The sequence below is a fragment of the Pontibacter russatus genome (genome assembly GCF_009931655.1).
GTDB lineage: Bacteria > Bacteroidota > Bacteroidia > Cytophagales > Hymenobacteraceae > Pontibacter > Pontibacter russatus.
Window position 1 is genome coordinate 4381857 of record NZ_CP047984.1, and the last position, 16954, is coordinate 4398810.

Sequence of the window (16954 nt, forward strand, 5' to 3'; positions counted from 1 at the left end):
CTGATTTGAAAATTTAAGATTTAAACATAGGTTGATTAGCCGGGAGATGGCGCAAGTGCGAAGCGTTGCTTTCACCGTTGCAGGCCTCCAAGGTAATGCGCTCAATCAACCATTTAACAATTCAACCATTTAACAATCAGCAACCAATAATCAACCCTAAAAACAGTTGATGGATTTTATACTCAGTAGCCTCATTTTTACACCTTTGCTGGCGGCGCTTGCCGTGCTGCTGCTGCCCGCGCATCTGCAGAAGCCGATAAAGTCGGTGGCGCTGCTGGGCGCGGTGGTGCAGATGGGGCTGGCCGTGCTGCTGTATATGCGCTTCGATGGCGCCGCCCTTGCCAACGGGCAGCAAGGCTACCAGTTCCTGCAGAAAATCCCCTGGATAACCTTTTCGCTCGGCAGCATGGGCCGTTTTCAGATTGAGTATTTTGTGGGGGTAGACGGCATCAGCATCAGCCTGGTGCTGCTCACCGGCATTGTAGGCGTTATCGGCGTCATCTCCTCCTGGACTATCACCAAAAACATAAAGGGCTATTTCCTGCTCTACCTGCTGCTGCTCACCAGCGTGATGGGCTGTTTCCTGGCCCTGGATTTCTTCCTGTTCTACCTCTTCTTTGAGTTCATGCTGCTGCCGATGTATTTCCTCATCGGCATATGGGGAGGCCCCAAGCGCGAGTACGCCGCCATCAAGTTCTTTATATATACCCTTGTCGGCTCGCTCTTCATCCTGATCGTGATGATCGGCCTGTACACTTCTGTAGTGGACCCGGTTGCCACGGCCCTGCAATTAGGCATGGCAGGAGAGGCCAGTATAACAAAGGATATGGTCCGTCAGGTGCAGCAGATGCTGCAGGAGAATACCATCCTCAGCCAGGACATGGTACATACATTCAGCATTCCGGCTATGATGGAGGCGGCCAACTTCGCGCCAGACAGCCTCCTGCATGTGCTGTCGGGGGTGCGGCTGTGGGACCTGCCGATACGTTTTGTGGCGTTCCTGCTGCTGTTTGCAGGCTTCGCTATCAAAGTGCCGGTCGTTCCGGTACACACGTGGCTGCCCGATGCCCACGTGGAGGCGCCCACACCTATTTCGGTGGTGCTGGCCGCCATCCTGCTGAAAGTGGGCGGCTACGGCCTCATCCGGATTGCCTATCCTGTTTTCCCCGATGCCGCCGCTTACTTTTCGGTGCTGGTGGGCGGGCTGGGCGTGCTGTCGATTATATATGGCGCGCTGAACGCGCTGGCCATGAATGACCTGAAAAAGCTGATTGCCTACTCCTCGGTGTCGCATATGGGCTTTGTGCTGCTGGGCCTGGCCTCGCTCACCACAGAGGGCGTGAACGGCGCGGTCTATATGATGTTCAGCCACGGCATTATCTCGGCGATGCTCTTCCTGGTGGTGGGGGTTATATATGACCGCACGCACAACCGCATTATTCAGAACTTCCGGGGACTGGCGAATGCGATGCCCCTCTATACCACCTTTGTGGTGATTGCCTTCTTTGCCTCGCTGGGCTTGCCGGGCTTCTCCGGCTTCATTGCGGAACTGCTGGTGCTGGTGGGCGGTTTCAGTGCGCCGGAGGCGACGGGCATGCTGCCACGCTGGCTCACGGTGGTGGCGGTGTTAGGGCTGCTTTTGTCGGCGGCGTATTACCTGTGGGCGCTGCAGCGCATGTTCTTCGGCAAGTACTGGCTTTTCCCGGGGCTGCGCGAGAAAGCCGCTATCACCGACCTCGACACACGGGAGTACCTGATGCTGGTGCCGCTGGCGCTGCTGGCGCTGCTCTTCGGCATTTTCCCGCACCTGCTCCTGGACAAAACCGGCGTTGCTGTGAACGGCTTTACAGAAATGATGCTGCTGAACGGGCAGGAGCAGCTCGACATGGTTCTATCCTCCATCTTACGCTAAGTGAACGGGCAGGCGGCATATCTATCCAATACGATTGATGCCATTGTGGCGGGAGCGGGGTCGCTGTTGCCCGAACTCCTGCTGGCCGGGTTTTTCCTGCTGCTCGTCACCCTGGACCTGTTCAAGTCTCCGATCATCAAGCGCCTGCTGCCCTGGCTGGCCCTGTCCGGCTTTTTCGCTGCGCTGGTGGTGCAGGTTTTGGGGGGGTATGCCGATGAGAGCCAATCGTTTTTGAGCCTGCTGCTCTCTGACGGGCTGGCGCGCTACGTGGGCATCCTGTTCAGTGCGGCGGGGATATTCACCGTGCTGCTCTCGCTGCAGAACAGGCAACTGGAGCGGCTTATATATGGCAAAGGCGAGTATTACGCCCTGCTGCTGATGCTGGTGCTCGGCCTGAACCTGATGGCAAAATCGGTGAACCTGCTGATGGTGTTCCTGGCCATCGAACTTGTTTCCATCGCCTCCTATATCCTCACCCTCACCTTAAAAGAAGAAAAACGGGCCGTGGAATCAGGTTTGAAATACATCCTGTACGGGACGCTGTCGGCGGGCGTGATGCTCTACGGCATGTCGTTTTTCTACGGGCTCACCGGCACCCTCCACTACACTTCCGACACCTTCGGGCTGTCGCTGTTGCAGGCCGATTCGCAGTTGGTGACGGTGGCGGCGGTGCTGGTTTTCGCTGGCTTCTTCTTTAAAATCTCGGCTGTTCCGTTTCATTTCTGGGCGCCTGACGTGTACCAGGGAGCCCCCATGCCCGTCGTTGCGCTGTTCTCCACCGGACCCAAGATGGCGGGCATCATTGTCATTCTCCGCTTTGTGGCTGCCTTTGCCGACCCGCTGGCTTTCAGCGATGTGCAGCTGTTCCTAGGCATTGCGGCCATCGCCACGCTTGTAATCGGAAACGTTACGGCGCTCTGGCAGCGTACGCCGCGCAGGCTGCTGGCCTACTCCTCTGTGTCGCACGCCGGGTTCCTGCTCACGGGCATGCTGGCCTTCGGCACCGATTACCAGACAAGCATATTGTTTTACCTCACGGTGCTGCTGTTCATGAACTTCGGAATATTCCTGTTTCTGCAGCTGGCCGAGGACGGATTCGGGGTGGAGCAGTTGGAGGACTTCGCGGGCCTGGGCCGCACTTACCCCTATATAGGTGTGATGGCGCTGCTGTACCTGCTTTCGCTCACGGGCCTGCCGCCGTTTGCCGGTTTCACCGGGAAGCTGCTTATCTTCAGCAATATATGGGAAGCCTATGCCCTGAGCCAGAACGCATTGTTGCTCACCCTGCTGATGGTCGGGATATTGCTGACGGGCGTGGCCTTGTTTTATTATATCAAGATACCTTACTACCTTTTCTTTAAAAGGAATTATACAGAAAGAAATTTAGTTATTTCACTGTCGGATAAGCTGCTGCTGGCGCTGTTTGCCCTGCCACTGCTGGTCCTGTTTTTTAAACCAGACCTGCTGCTGACCTGGATGGAACAACTGCTGGCACAGACACCATAATTTAATAGCACTCATGAGCGACGCTATAAAGCACGAATGCGGTATTGCCTTAATCAGGCTCAGAAAACCAATCAGCTTTTACGTGGAGAAGTACGGCACTCCTATGTATGGCATCAACAAACTGTACCTGCTGATGCAGAAGCAGCACAACCGGGGTCAGGACGGGGCAGGGGTGGCCAGCATCAAGATCAACGCCTTGCCCGGCATCGAGTACATCAGCCGCTTCCGCTCCGTGAAAACCCGCGCCATCGACAGCATCTTCGGGAAGATCGCCAAGGAGTACAGGCACCTGAAAGAGGAGCACCCAGGCAGGGCCGACGACACGGAGTGGATATGGGAAAACACACCTTTCCTGGGAGATGTGTACCTGGGCCACCTGCGCTACGGCACGCACGGCATCAACAGCGTAGACAACTGCCACCCGATGGTGCGCGAGAACAACTGGCGCAGCCGTAGCCTGGCCGTGGCCGGTAACTTCAACATGACCAATGTGGACGAGCAGTTTCAGAAACTGCTGGAGTTGGGGCAGCATCCGAAGCAAAAATCCGACACCATCACGGTGCTGGAGAAAATCGGCCACTTCTTAGACGAGGAGAACCAGGCGAAGTTCAACCACTACAAAAAAGGCGACCACACCAACCAGGAAATCACGCAGCTGATTGAGGAGAACCTTGACCTGCAGAAAGTGCTGCGCCGCGCCTGCCGCGACTTCGACGGGGGTTACGCCATGGCCGGGCTGACAGGTTACGGCGGCTCCTTTGTGGTGCGCGACCCGAACGGCATCCGCCCGGCCTACTACTATATGGACGACGAAGTGGTGGTGGTGGCCTCCGAAAAACCGGCTATCAAAACGGCATTCGATATAGATTACAGCGAGATAAAAGAAATCAATCCGGGCTACGCGCTGATTGTGGATAAGGCGGGCAACGTGAGCCACGAGGAAGTGGTGCCGCCACGCGAGAAACTCTCCTGCAGCTTCGAGCGCATCTACTTCTCGCGGGGCAACGACCCGGAGATATATACCGAGCGCAAGAACATGGGCAAGCTGCTGTGCCCACAGATTCTGGAGGCCATCAACTACGACCTCAAAAACACGGTGTTCTCCTATATACCCAACACGGCCGAGTCGTCGTGGCTGGGGATGATGAAGGGCATTGAGAACTACCTGCGCGAGTACCGCAAAAATGAAATCCTGAACAAGGACCTGACGGAGGAGCAACTGGACGAGATTCTGCAGTTTAAGCCACGCGCCGAAAAACTGGTCATCAAAGACGTGAAGCTGCGCACCTTCATCACCGACAACGACAGCCGCGACGACCTGGTGACCCACGTATACGACACCACGTACGAGGTGGTGAAGAAAGGTATAGACACCCTCGTGGTGCTGGACGACTCCATTGTGCGGGGCACCACGCTGGAGAAAAGCATCATCAAGATGCTGGACAAGCTGGAGCCGAAGAAAATCATCATCGTGTCCTGTGCCCCGCAGATCCGCTACCCTGATTGCTATGGCATCGACATGTCGCGCATGAAGGAGTTCGTGGCTTTCAGGGCGCTGCTGGCCCTGCTCAGGGAGAGAGGGCTTTACTTTAAGGCGGAGGAGGTATATGATAAATGTGCGGCCCTGGAAGGCACGCCTGCTTTCAAGGCGGCTAATTATGTGCAGGAGTTATATGACCTGTTTACGGCGGATGAAATATCTGTGAAAGTCTCTGAGATTGTGAAAGCGCCCGATGTGCATGCCGAGGTGCAGGTGATTTACCAGCGCATCGAAGATTTACATCTGGCCTGCCCCAACCACAAAGGCGACTGGTACTTCACCGGAAACTACCCGACCCCAGGGGGCACCGGTGTGGTGAACAGAGCCTTCATGAATTTCATGGAAAATAAAATGGCAAGGGCCTACTAAACGGCGACGTAAAATACCGTCTTTCTGTAGTTAAAGAGCCTGTTCCGACATTGTCGGGGCAGGCTCTTTTTTATATATAAATGTGCTATATAACACAGGATGAAAATAAAATGAACTGATTGAACTATATATAGGAGCGGGAGGTTTTGGCTTAGTAAAACAAAATAAATTCTTATTATATACTAAAAAAACACCTCATCAAACCCACCTATGAACAAACTTTTAACACGCATTGCGCATGCCTGTGTGGCTGCTTGGTGCCTGAATGTAGTGCTATTTTCAGCGCCAGCAGCAGCTCAGGTCAGTATGGGTCGCGACACCACCACCTACACGCAGAATTTCGACACCTTGCCCGCAGCGAAAGACGGTGTCTGGGAGAGCGGTGCCAGCTATATGGAGGGTTGGTATGTGCAACGGACGAAAGCAGGGAACGCGCTTGTGGTAAGCCCCGGCAACCTCATATCGGGCAACCTGTACAGCTTTGGCGCCACTGGGTCTGCAGAGCGCGCCCTGGGTGCCCAGAGTTCACTGCTGATGGGGGAGTTTGCCTGGGGCCTGCTCCTGCAGAACAACACGGGGAGTACAATCAACTTTATTGATATCAGTTTTTACGGAGAGCAGTGGCGCATCTCTAACAAGACCGCCGGGGAACACAAAACAACTTTCCACTATGCTGTCAGCAGCGATAAGACAAGCTTTCAGCTGTCGCCCAAGGCCGATGCCGCCTGGACACCCTTCCCCGACCTGGACTTCAGAGGCCCCCACTTCCATACCGAAGGGAAGGCGCTGAACGGGAACGCAGCCGCCAACCGCAGATACCTGTCGGCTGTGCTGGCAGTGAACATACCCAGCGGGCACTACCTGATGCTGCGCTGGAAAGATGCAGATGAACTGGAGGCGGACCACGGCCTGGCCATTGATGATTTCAGCCTGACCTGGACGATGGAAGACGCCGATGGGCCTGCTGTGGTGTTGCCCGTCGAGTTGGCGCATTTCACCGCATTCAGCAAAGGGGCCGCGGTGGAGCTGCAGTGGCGCACCGCCTCCGAAGACCGGAACGATTATTTCATGTTAGAGCGCAGCGCCGATGGCCAGGCTTTCGGGGAGATTGGCAAAGCTGACGGAAAGGGCACCACGGCGATTGAAACCGTTTACACTTACACAGACGAGCATCCGCTTGCCGGCACCTCCTACTACCGCCTGAAACAGGTGGACGAGGACGGCAGCCACACTTACTCTTCAGTAGTGGCTGTAGCCAGGGGCGGGGTTGCTTCAGCCTCCAGGGTATATCCCACCGTCGCCACAGATTACCTGCAGCTTGATCTGGCGCCGGAAAGCAATTTCAAAGCCGCGCTTGTGCTGGACATGACGGGAAGGCAGTTGACTCATAAACCTCTTGATAATGGACTAAGGCAGCTTAGTCTGGATGTCCGCGGGCTGAATATGGGAACATATATATTGGTGCTGCTGGATGAAGAGGGCCAGCGGCAGGCAACGCGCTTCCTGAAAAGGTAAAGGATGCTGCCTCCCTATATATAAAAGAAGGCCCGGCTATATGTAGCCGGGCCTTCTTTTATATATAGGGAGTAAGTCGTTTATACCGAGAAGCTGTCGCCGCAGCCGCAGGTGCGGGTAGCGTTCGGGTTGTTGAAGTAGAAGCCCTTGCCGTTCAGGCCGTCGGAGAAGTCGAGCTCTGTGCCTGCCAGGTAGAGGAAGCTTTTCATATCCACGACCACCTTCACGCCTTTGTCCTCAAACTCCTGGTCCATCGGCTTCACCTCGTCGTCGAAGTCGAGGTTGTAGGAGAGCCCGGAGCAGCCACCACCCGCCACAGAAGCGCGCAAGCGGTACGTGTCGTCCAGCTGCGCGTCATGCTTCAGCTTGATGACTTTCTCTTTCGCTTTGTCTGAAACTGTGATCATATCCTGTATATATTTTAGGAGACAGGATTCAGCACCACGCTGAAAACGGTGATGGTGTTCATGTCTCGGCCATAGTATAATTTATCGAGCGCCTCATATATGTTACGCGCCCTGAAGTAAGAAGTGTTCAGCTCCTTATTGCCGCGCGACATCCACTGCACCGTGTAGGAACTCTCCTGGTCGCGGTAGCTTTGCACGTAGGCCAGCATCTTGCGCAGGACATCCACCCGGTTATAGCCAGTCTCTGAATGATACAGGAACGACTGGTGGTGGCGCGGGTTCACGGTAATCAGGTCGAGGCGCTCTTTGTTGTCGATGTGCCTGAATTCAAAAAGCAGACTGTTGCTGCTTATGCCTAAGTGGTTCTCAATCTGCTTCTGAATGCGGGCGCTCTCCAGGTGTACGTCTGTATTCGGAGACTCCATTGAGCCCGTGGCTTAGTGGTGCGACTTGGCCAGTTCTAAGGCGGGCATGCCGTTCTTCACCCGGTAGTCGTTGATAGCAGATTTGATAGCGTCCTCAGCCAGTACAGAGCAGTGGATCTTTACCGGCGGCAGGGCCAGTTCTTCCACAATGGCCATGTTGTCGATTGTCAGGGCCTCATCTACCGACTTGCCTTTGAGCCACTCCGTGGCCAGCGAAGAAGAAGCGATAGCCGAGCCGCATCCAAATGTCTTGAACTTGGCGTCGGTGATGATCTGGTTCTCGTCCACTTCGATCTGGAGGCGCATCACGTCGCCGCACTCCGGGGCTCCTACCAGGCCGGTACCCACACTTGTCTTGGATTTATCAAGCGTACCCACGTTGCGCGGGTTGCTGTAATGATCGATTACTTTATCTGAATAAGCCATAGCTTTTATTTAATTAGAAATTAAAAATTACAAATTAGAAATTAAACTTAGAAGTTATGAATCAGAAGGTTGTTTAGGACACATTTCTAATTCATAATTTCTAATTTAAGTATCAGTGTTCTGCCCACTCAATAGAGTCGAGGTCGATACCCTCCTTAAACATCTCCCAAAGCGGGGATAGTTCACGGAGCTTGGCAACTGCCTCTTTTACATGGTTGATGGCGAAGTCAATCTCCTCGTCTGTCGTGAAGCGACTCAGGCCGAAACGCAGAGAGGAGTGCGCCAGGTCATCGCTCAGGCCCAGTGCCTTCAGTACATAAGACGGCTCCAGAGAAGCTGACGTACAGGCGGAACCGGAAGAAACTGCCAGGTCCTTCACACCCATCATCAGTCCTTCCCCTTCCACATATTTGAAGGAGATGTTGGAGACGTGCGGCAAACGGTGCTCGCGCGAACCGTTCACATATGATTCCTCAATCGTGGTCAGCTCGCGCTCCAGCCGGTCACGCATGGCGGAGATACGGGCCGTGTCGGAGGCCATGTCCTGCTTTGCCAGTTCGGCAGCCTTGCCGAGGCCCACAATGCCCGGCACGTTCAGGGTACCGGAACGCATGCCGCGCTCGTGGCCACCGCCATCCATCTGGGCTGTTACCTTCACACGCGGGTTTCGGCGGCGCACATACAAAGCACCAACGCCTTTCGGGCCGTACATTTTATGGGCCGAGAAAGCCATCAGGTCGATGCCGTCCGCCTCCACGTCCACCGGAATTTTGCCTACCGCCTGCGTCGCATCCGTAAAGAACAGGATGCCGTGCTTTTTGGCAATGGCAGAAATCTCGCGCACGGGCTGAATCACGCCGACTTCGTTGTTGGCGTACATGATGGAGATTAGGATCGTTTTATCGGTAATCGCGTTCTCCAACTCGTTCAGGTCAATCAGGCCTTCCCTGTTTACCGGCAGGTACGTTACCTTGCCGCCGATTTTCTCGATGTGCTTGCAGGTGTCCAGCACGGCCTTGTGCTCGGTGGTAGCCGTAATGATATGGTTGCCCTTGGAGGCGTACATTTCATACACCCCTTTGATGGCCAGGTTGTCTGACTCAGTGGCACCCGAGGTGAAGATGATTTCTTTTGGAGAACAGTTGATAAGCGCAGCGATCTGGTCGCGGGCATAATCAACAGCCTCTTCCGCCTGCCAGCCGAACGCGTGGTTGCGGGAAGCCGCGTTGCCAAACATTTTGGTCATGTAAGGCAGCATGGCATCCAGCACACGCGGGTCTAGCGGCGTAGTGGCATTGTTATCCAGGTATATGGGAAGTGTTAGCATAGCACTATTTTTCTATTTATAGTCTGTTTTATCAACAGTTGAAAGAATTTATTAGTTTTGGATTCCGCGCAAAATTACTAAAAAAAGCTTACTTAGACTAATTACAAATATAAAATGCGTAACGTAGAACATATAGGGATAGCAGTGAAAGACTTTAGCCAGGCGAACGCCCTATACTTCCAGCTTCTGGGAGTAGAACCGTATAAGACGGAGTTTGTTCCTTCCGAGAATGTGAACACCTCTTTCTTCAGGGTTGGCGGCACCAAAATAGAACTGCTGGAAGGGACGACCGAGGATAGCGCCATCAACAGGTATATCCAGAAGCGCGGCGAGGGAATCCACCATATCGCTTTTGAAGTAGAGGATATATATAAGGAAATGGCGCGGCTGAAGCAGGAAGGTTTCACGCTGCTAAGCGACACACCCAAGAAGGGCGCCGACAACAAACTGGTGTGTTTCGTGCATCCCAGGAGCGCCAACGGCGTGCTGATAGAACTGACGCAGGAGATTTATTGACAGGTAGATTGGTGGTTGCTGATTGTCGATTGCTAAATGGCCCAATGGTTAAATTGTTAAAGGGGGAAATATTGGTATCTGACAAATCACATATACAGCTGTCTAACAATCAACAACTAACAACCAACAACTAACAACCAACAACAAAAAGAATGAACCCATTGATAAGCGCCGTGCAGGCGGCGGAGGAGGAACTGCTGCTGGGCAATGTAATACTTTACCCCACCGACACGGTCTGGGGAATCGGCTGCGACGCAGAGAACGTGGCTGCCGTGCAGAAGATCGTGAAGCTGAAAGAGCGCGAAGCTTCCAAGGCCATGATACTGCTGGTGGCCGACCAGCAGATGCTGCTCCACTATGTGCAGGCAGAGCCCGCCGACTTCGAACAGCTTGTCGAAATGCAGGAGCGGCCCACCACATACGTTTTCCCTAACCCAAAGAACTTGCCGAAGGAAGTGCTGGCGGAAGACGGCACAGTGGCGATCCGGGTAACAGCCGATCCGTTCTGCCACCGGTTGATCCGGCAATTAGGCCGCCCGATTGTCTCCACGTCGGCCAACATCAGCGGAGCGCCCACACCCCGTTCATTTGCAGATGTGTCCGAAGAAATAAAAGCGCGCGTGGATTACGTGGTGCCCTGGCGGCGGGAGGAAACGATGGATGCAAAGCCGTCCCGGATCATCAAAATTAACCCGGACGGCAGTAGGGAAGTGCTGCGCGACTGAGCCATATATACCTCGGGCACTGCCTCCAGATGTGGTTTATACACAAGCCATTATATGTAAGCTGTGCGATATATGGCATTGGCCGCCCGGCCGTTAATGTTTTATACAGCAGTTCGCACCCGTCTTAAATTAGTGTGATATCCCCTATATAATTCAAAGCCATATAGGGGTTAAGGCGCAGGAGTGGAGGTATTATATCAGCGCATTAACCCGTGACCTTTTGGTTAAACCCGGATTGCAATATTCCTAATTCGAACCTGCAATTCGTAAATGAAAAGGTATTCCCTAATTTTGCACCTCAGGCCGCGCCACCGTTGCCTGAGGTTTTTGATTTTTAGAGATGGATAAAGTAGAACTACCGGAACACCCCATATTTCAGGTCATAGCCGGGGCCGCCGCTGAGTTAGACACCGATGCCTATGTTATCGGGGGCTTTGTGCGCGATCTTATATTGAAGCGGCCCTCCAAGGATATAGACATCGTGTGTGTGGGCGACGGCATTGCGATGGCAGCCATGGTGGCGCAAAAACTGCCGCACAGGCCCAAGGTGGCCGTGTTCAAAAATTTCGGGACCGCCATGCTGCGCGCCGATGAGTGGGAGGTGGAGTTTGTGGGGGCGCGCAAGGAGTCGTACCGGGAGCACTCGCGGAAGCCAGAGGTGGCGCAGGGCACACTGGACGACGACCTGAAACGCCGCGACTTCACCATCAATGCCCTGGGCATCAGCCTGAACAAGCAGAATTATGGGGAACTGATTGACGAATTCGGTGGGGTGAAGGATATGAAGCGCAAACTCATCCGGACACCGCTGGAGCCGGGCATCACCTTCTCCGACGACCCGCTGCGCATGATGCGCGCCATCCGCTTTGCCTCCCAGCTGGGCTTCGATATTGACCCGGACACGTTTGATGCCATCGCAGACAACAGGGAGCGCATCCGGATTGTGTCGCAGGAGCGCATCACGGACGAGCTGAACAAAATCATCCTCTCGCCCACGCCCTCATACGGCTTCAAACTGCTGTTCGTGTCGGGACTGCTGCAACTCATCTTCCCGAAGATGACGGAGCTGCAGGGGGTGGAAACCATCAACGGCAACTCGCACAAGGACAATTTCTACCACACCCTGCAGGTGCTCGACAATGTGGCGGAGGTGTCGGATGACCTGTGGCTGCGCTGGGCGGCCATCATGCACGACATTGCCAAACCTGACACTAAGCGCTACTCGCCCAAGGTGGGCTGGACTTTCCACGGGCATGAGGACCGGGGCGCCCGCATGGTGCCGAAGTTGTTCAAAGACCTGAAACTGCCCCTGAACGAGCACATGAAGTTTGTGCAGAAACTGGTAAGACTGCACCTGCGCCCGATTGCCCTGGTAAAGGAAACCGTGACCGACTCTGCCTTGCGCCGCCTGCTGTTTGAAGCCGGTGATGATGTGGAGGCGCTGATGGCGCTGTGCCGCGCCGACATCACCTCCAAGAATGACACGAAAGTGAAGCGCTACCTGCAGAATTTCGACAAGGTGGAGAAGCGCCTGGTGGAGGTGGAGGAGAGCGATAAACTGCGCAATTTTCAGCCGGTGATAACGGGCGAGGTGATTATGGAAACCTTCGGCCTGAAACCATCCAAAACAGTGGGAGAACTGAAAGAGGCGCTGACAGAGGCGATTCTGGAAGGGAAAGTAAGGAATGAGTTTGACGAAGCCTTCGCCTTCCTTTTAGCGAAAGGAGAGGAGAGGGGGCTTCGTCAAGAGCACTCAAACAACTAAACAAACGTCATTATTAAAATAAACGGATGCAGTATTCCTTTATTATATAACACGAGTTGCGGCATATAAAACCACCCAACCTTTATAATCAAAAATCCGCCTCTACCCCTACAGTAAGGGGTAAGGGCGGAGTATGCTTCGGCAGTGCGTATAGCTGGCAGCCGGGGTTATAGTTTTATGTTGTACTAATGGCGGATTTGAGGATAGCAGGCCGGTATATAGGGTTATATATAAACCAGCCTGCTGTTGTAACAGCGTAATACGACACCCATCTTTAGCGGCGCTTTACGCTGCTTGGCCCGCTGCTGTCGATGGTGGTGTCGGTAGGGTTGCCTTTGTAGGTGATGCGGCTGGCGCCGGATGCCTGGGCGCGCAGTGTGTTGGTGGCATATACCTCAGCCGCACTGGCGCCGGTCACGTCCGCGTCTACGGAGCTTGCCTCCAGGTTCTCGGCATCCACAACGCCTGCTCCCGTCACGTCCAGCTCAAAGTTCTCGGCGCGGCCTGTGAACTTGCTGATGCAGGCCCCGGCTATGTCCACTTTCAGGTCACGCACATCCAGCTCAGCGGTTGATTTAATGGCCCCCGCCAGGTTCAGCCGCAGCGCATCGGTGTTAATCCTTCCTATATCTGCCTTTATGGCCCCACCCAAGTCGATTTCGCGGTAGTTGGGAGACACAATCTGAATCAGCACCGGCTCCCTGTCATCAAAAAGCTCGATGTTCTTTTCGGTGAAGCCGATGCGCAGTTCCTGTCCAAGCTTCTCCACCTTCATGCGCCGCAGTTCCCTGTCCTCGGCCCGCACGCGCACGCTGTAGCTGTCGCCCTGTTTCAGCTGCACATGGTAGGGACCGCTAACCGTCACCTCATCAAAGTCGCTGAAGTCGAACGTCTGGACATTGTCGCTGTATGCGCTCTCGTCAAGCAGCACACTGCCCCTGATGTTGTCGATGTCACTGCCTGCATCATACCCTGCTGTTTCGGTCTCATCAGTGTCCAGCGTGTCGGCGGCGCAGGTCAGGCACTCCAGCTGGCTGCCGTTCGCCTGCCAGGTGTTGCGCACGATTTTGTCCACATCGTAGTTCTGGGCGAAGGCGGCGTCCGGCAGCAGGTACGTAAACTCACGGGTCAGGCGCAGCGGCTTGTTTTGTGGCAGCATCAGCGTGATGCTGAGGTCCTGGTCCCGGAACCGGGCGTTCTCCTTAAACTCGTAGCTGTTGTCGAAGCGGATAACAGAGTCCTGCTGCACCACGCGGTAGGTGATCATGCGGGCGTTGCGCTTTGCCTCCTCCTCCGTTCTTCCCTTTGCCTCAGCGCGCTGAACAACCTCTACGTCATTGCTGTTGTGGGCGCGCACGTCGAAGTAGATGTTATCATAGTCCAGGCTGGTGTTGTAAGCGTCCAGCGTCAGGGTGCCGTAGCCGGACACCGGGATAGTCTTAGAAGTAACTACCTCGCCGGTTCGGCGGAAATTCGCGCTGTAGACGCCGATGGTGGCCGCCATGGTGAAAAGGCTCACCAGCCACACCCCGAACATCGACCACCCCACAATCGGACGCAGGAAGATGCGCTTGGCCAGCAGGCTCACCGCCAGGATGATGAGGAACAGAAGGGGAATCAGACCTGCAAAAAAACCTGCAACCAGTCCGAGCCGGGGAAAGCCCCCGAGAAGCACGGAGGCCGGAAAATCATTAGGAAAGATATATTGGGGGTCGTCAACAAGGCCAAGGGAAACAAAAAACGTGGAGAAGAGGGCAATGGTGAGGCCGATGGACACCACCAGCAGGATGATGCCAGCCCCTACCCGTATGAGCGTGATCAGGAAAGCGAGGACAGGCCCCAGCACCCTGCCCAGCCAGTTAAAGATCTGGGACACCAACCGCACGGGCAGCAGGATAACTTTAGCCAAGGTGCTTTCCCGGCCGTTGCTGTCCTTCATGTTCAGGTTGTCTTTCAGCGTTTTCTCAATGCCGGCCAGCGTCACCGGGTCGCCCTGCATCTGCATGCGCTCGGTCAGGGTAACGGCTTCGGGCATGGCCACCCAAAGCACGATATAGGCAATCACGCCGAAGCCTCCCAGGAAGATGGAGAGCATGAACAGGATGCGGACAGCCGTGATGTCGATGCCGAAATACTTGGCGATGCCGCTCGCCACCCCGGCCAGTTTTTTGTCGTCGGGGTCGCGGAACAGCTTCCGGGCGGTGGTTTCCGGCAGTTGGGCGTTCTCCGGCATCGCTATCCACAGCACCGCATACAGCACCACGCCCATCGCAGCCGATATGCCCGCCGATAAAAGGCCCAGCAGCACAAACAGCACGAAGAACAGCCTGATCCACAGCGGGTCCACGTTCAGGTAGTTGGCGATACCCGCCGAAACCCCTGAGATGACCTTTCGGTTCACGTCGCGGAACAGCCTTCTGGGCCCGGTGGTGGTATAGGTGCTATACTCAGCTTCGGGCTCGGGCGCAGCCTGTCCCGGCTGTGGGTTAGGGCGCTCCTCTTCCTCCGGGTCCAGCACCTCAAAGTCCGTCACATTGCCCATCCGCGCCATCAGGTACTCCACATCCTCCAAAGAGATTACCTGCTTGCCGGGGGAGAGCCTTGCGGAGAAGATCTCGGCGATGCGTGCCTCGATGTCGGCCACGATTTCCTCATGTCCCTCATAGTTGGAGAAATAAGTTCTGATGGAGGCAAGGTATCTGCTGAGCTGCTCGTAGCCATCCTCTTCTATATGGAAGATGATGCTTTGCAAGTTGATGCTTATGTTCTTTTTCATAATTGCTGCGCTTTCTTGTTAAGGATAATGTATTCGGTGGAGGCAACTAAGTCAGACCAGGTCAGGCGAAGCTGCTCTAAGAATTCGCGTCCGGTTTCGGTAAGGGTGTAGTATTTGCGGGGCGGCCCGGAAGTGGACTCCACCCAGTTATAGTCGAGAAGCGACGCGTTTTTGAGGCGGGTGAGCAGGGGGTAGAGCGTACCCTCCACAACGATCATTCTGGCCGCTGTCAGCTCCTCCAGCATATCTGACGCATATACTTCACCACGAGAGATAATCTCAAGGATGCAGAACTCCAGAATTCCCTTCCGCATCTGCACTTGTGTGTTTTCTACTTTCATGATGATTCCGTTATAGTGTTGAGGCAAATATATGATAAGGTACTATGTAAAGCAAGGTACTGTTTAAAAATAATTACGCGCGTTCTCCCAAATAGTTGACATCCATTCGGTTTATATTAATTAATTAGTATTTTTGGATTGAAATTTATGTGCTCCGCCGACAACTAAAATAGGTCAGGCGGTGTTGCAGAGGGAATTAAAGACACCAGGTGCCGCGCTGAACGGTGTTGAAAAAGTGCATTAAAGTTTTGCTCGTGATATAACCTTTACCCTTACAGATGATCAGATTCACCTTTCGCTGCCTGCTGGCTGCGGTCCTGCTTTTCTCCTGGTCGTCAGCCATGGCACAGTTGTCCACCCCCAAATACAGCAACGAGTTCCTGAACATAGGCGTGGGCGGCCGGGCGCTGGGCATGGGCAACGTGCAGGCCGCCATCACGGACGACGCCACCTCCGGCTACTGGAACCCGGCGGGCCTGCTGCGCCTCCGGCACCGGTATAACGTCAGCCTGATGCACTCGGAGCTTTTCGCCGGCATTGCCAAAAACGACTTTGCCAGCTTTGCCATGCCCCTCGACACCAACAGTGCGCTCGCTGTCTCCGTCATCCGGTTGGGTGTGGACGACATCGCAGACACGCGCCGCCTGCAAAACGAGTACGGCTATATCCAGTACGACAGCATCCGCTTCTTCTCTGTGGCCGACTATGCCATGCTCCTGTCTTATGCCCGCCGCAGCAACCTCGTGCCGGGGCTGATGCTGGGCGCTACGGCAAAGGTTATATATAGAAACGTGGGGGAGTTTGCCAATGCCTATGGCTTCGGGGTGGATGTGGGGGGCCAGCTGCAGCGCGGCAACTGGCAATTCGGCCTGATGGCCAAGGATATCACCACCACCTTCACCGCCTGGACCCACAACGTGGAGGAACTGGAGGAGGCTTACCTGCAAACCGGGAACGACTTGCCGGTGAACACGGCGGAACTGACGCTGCCGCGGGTGGTGCTGGGCGTCGGGCGCTCCTTTCAGTTCAATGAGAAACTCGCAGCCCTCGTGGCCGCTGACCTGGACTTCACCTTCGACGGCAAGCGCAACGTGTGGCTCAAATCGGATGTGGTGTCAGTGGACCCGCACGTCGGGCTCGAGCTGGCCTATGCCAACGCCGTATTTGTGCGGGGCGGCATCAACAACTATCAGGAGACGGTAGACTTTGACGGCGGCACCACCAGGCGTCTGCAGCCCAACTTCGGGGTGGGCGTGAAGACCTCTGGCCTCAGCCTCGACCTTGCCCTTTCACGCGTCAACAACAGTGAGCGCAATGCCGTGGGGGGCGCCAACACCTCTTCCGTGATTGTATCCCTTGCCTACGCATTCGACAAATAGCCCAGAGCTTCTTCTAAGTACCTTT

14 protein-coding genes are annotated in these 16954 nt (G+C 54.9%); 8 read left to right on the plus strand and 6 right to left on the minus strand.

What is annotated here, in order from left to right; translation table 11 throughout:
- Positions 1-169 precede the first annotated feature (169 nt).
- The 4 genes from GSQ62_RS18140 to GSQ62_RS18155 all read left to right on the plus strand — a co-directional run bounded on the left by GSQ62_RS18140 (position 170) and on the right by GSQ62_RS18155 (position 6842).
- Positions 170-1912, plus strand: coding sequence for a complex I subunit 4 family protein (locus tag GSQ62_RS18140; RefSeq protein WP_161890814.1), 1743 nt, complete (start codon positions 170-172; stop codon positions 1910-1912).
- Entirely contained in the window at positions 1913-3418 is a 1506-nt protein-coding gene (locus tag GSQ62_RS18145; RefSeq protein WP_161890815.1) for an NADH-quinone oxidoreductase subunit N, read from the plus strand.
- 13 nt (positions 3419-3431) lie between these two features.
- The gene (locus GSQ62_RS18150) at positions 3432-5327 is read left to right on the plus strand and encodes an amidophosphoribosyltransferase (RefSeq protein ID WP_161890816.1); all 1896 of its coding nucleotides are present in this window, start codon (positions 3432-3434) and stop codon (positions 5325-5327) included.
- A 210-nt stretch (positions 5328-5537) separates the two neighbouring features.
- Entirely contained in the window at positions 5538-6842 is a 1305-nt protein-coding gene (locus GSQ62_RS18155) for a T9SS type A sorting domain-containing protein (protein WP_161890817.1), read from the plus strand.
- Positions 6843-6922: 80 nt separating this feature from the next.
- On the opposite strand, the gene GSQ62_RS18160 is transcribed toward GSQ62_RS18155, so the two are convergent.
- From GSQ62_RS18160 to GSQ62_RS18175, 4 genes are all read right to left on the minus strand, one after another.
- Positions 6923-7249, minus strand: coding sequence for a HesB/IscA family protein (locus GSQ62_RS18160; protein WP_161890818.1), 327 nt, complete (start codon positions 7247-7249; stop codon positions 6923-6925).
- Between the two features lie 14 nt (positions 7250-7263).
- The gene (locus GSQ62_RS18165) at positions 7264-7674 is read right to left on the minus strand and encodes a hypothetical protein (protein ID WP_161890819.1); all 411 of its coding nucleotides are present in this window, start codon (positions 7672-7674) and stop codon (positions 7264-7266) included.
- A 12-nt stretch (positions 7675-7686) separates the two neighbouring features.
- Positions 7687-8100 (minus strand): Fe-S cluster assembly scaffold IscU, encoded by a 414-nt coding sequence (iscU, locus tag GSQ62_RS18170; protein WP_161890820.1) that lies wholly within the window; start codon positions 8098-8100, stop codon positions 7687-7689.
- Positions 8101-8212: 112 nt separating this feature from the next.
- Positions 8213-9427: an IscS subfamily cysteine desulfurase gene (locus GSQ62_RS18175; RefSeq protein ID WP_161890821.1), complete on the minus strand. Its 1215-nt coding sequence runs from the start codon at positions 9425-9427 to the stop codon at positions 8213-8215.
- Positions 9428-9541: 114 nt separating this feature from the next.
- Between GSQ62_RS18175 and mce the strand changes: the two genes are divergently transcribed.
- The 3 genes from mce (at position 9542) to GSQ62_RS18190 (ending at position 12433) form a co-directional block, all read left to right on the plus strand.
- Positions 9542-9943: a methylmalonyl-CoA epimerase gene (mce, locus tag GSQ62_RS18180; protein ID WP_161890822.1), complete on the plus strand. Its 402-nt coding sequence runs from the start codon at positions 9542-9544 to the stop codon at positions 9941-9943.
- 152 nt (positions 9944-10095) lie between these two features.
- Positions 10096-10668, plus strand: coding sequence for an L-threonylcarbamoyladenylate synthase (locus GSQ62_RS18185; RefSeq protein WP_161890823.1), 573 nt, complete (start codon positions 10096-10098; stop codon positions 10666-10668).
- 340 nt (positions 10669-11008) lie between these two features.
- A complete protein-coding gene (locus GSQ62_RS18190) occupies positions 11009-12433 on the plus strand; it encodes a CCA tRNA nucleotidyltransferase (RefSeq protein WP_161890824.1) in 1425 nt (474 codons plus the stop codon).
- 274 nt (positions 12434-12707) lie between these two features.
- Here the strand turns inward: GSQ62_RS18190 and GSQ62_RS18195 are convergent, their stop codons facing one another.
- A complete protein-coding gene (locus tag GSQ62_RS18195; RefSeq protein ID WP_161890825.1) occupies positions 12708-15209 on the minus strand; it encodes a PspC domain-containing protein in 2502 nt (833 codons plus the stop codon).
- On the minus strand, positions 15206-15550 hold the full coding sequence (locus tag GSQ62_RS18200; protein ID WP_161891519.1) for a PadR family transcriptional regulator: 345 nt from the start codon (positions 15548-15550) through the stop codon (positions 15206-15208). The genes GSQ62_RS18195 and GSQ62_RS18200 overlap by 4 nt, the downstream gene beginning before the upstream one ends.
- 278 nt (positions 15551-15828) lie before the next feature.
- On the opposite strand from GSQ62_RS18200, the gene GSQ62_RS18205 reads away from it, so the two are divergent.
- Entirely contained in the window at positions 15829-16929 is a 1101-nt protein-coding gene (locus tag GSQ62_RS18205; protein WP_237586781.1) for a putative type IX sorting system protein PorV2, read from the plus strand.
- Positions 16930-16954: the final 25 nt, after the last annotated feature.

Coding starts and splice junctions, on each gene's coding strand:
- GSQ62_RS18140 (WP_161890814.1), top strand. CDS start 170: ATGGATTTTATACTCAGTAGCCTCATTTTTACACCTTTGCTGGCGGCG.
- GSQ62_RS18150 (WP_161890816.1), top strand. CDS start 3,432: ATGAGCGACGCTATAAAGCACGAATGCGGTATTGCCTTAATCAGGCTC.
- GSQ62_RS18155 (WP_161890817.1), top strand. CDS start 5,538: ATGAACAAACTTTTAACACGCATTGCGCATGCCTGTGTGGCTGCTTGG.
- GSQ62_RS18160 (WP_161890818.1), bottom strand. CDS start 7,249: ATGATCACAGTTTCAGACAAAGCGAAAGAGAAAGTCATCAAGCTGAAG.
- GSQ62_RS18165 (WP_161890819.1), bottom strand. CDS start 7,674: ATGGAGTCTCCGAATACAGACGTACACCTGGAGAGCGCCCGCATTCAG.
- iscU (WP_161890820.1), bottom strand. CDS start 8,100: ATGGCTTATTCAGATAAAGTAATCGATCATTACAGCAACCCGCGCAAC.
- GSQ62_RS18175 (WP_161890821.1), bottom strand. CDS start 9,427: ATGCTAACACTTCCCATATACCTGGATAACAATGCCACTACGCCGCTA.
- mce (WP_161890822.1), top strand. CDS start 9,542: ATGCGTAACGTAGAACATATAGGGATAGCAGTGAAAGACTTTAGCCAG.
- GSQ62_RS18185 (WP_161890823.1), top strand. CDS start 10,096: ATGAACCCATTGATAAGCGCCGTGCAGGCGGCGGAGGAGGAACTGCTG.
- GSQ62_RS18190 (WP_161890824.1), top strand. CDS start 11,009: ATGGATAAAGTAGAACTACCGGAACACCCCATATTTCAGGTCATAGCC.
- GSQ62_RS18195 (WP_161890825.1), bottom strand. CDS start 15,209: ATGAAAAAGAACATAAGCATCAACTTGCAAAGCATCATCTTCCATATA.
- GSQ62_RS18200 (WP_161891519.1), bottom strand. CDS start 15,550: ATGAAAGTAGAAAACACACAAGTGCAGATGCGGAAGGGAATTCTGGAG.
- GSQ62_RS18205 (WP_237586781.1), top strand. CDS start 15,829: ATGATCAGATTCACCTTTCGCTGCCTGCTGGCTGCGGTCCTGCTTTTC.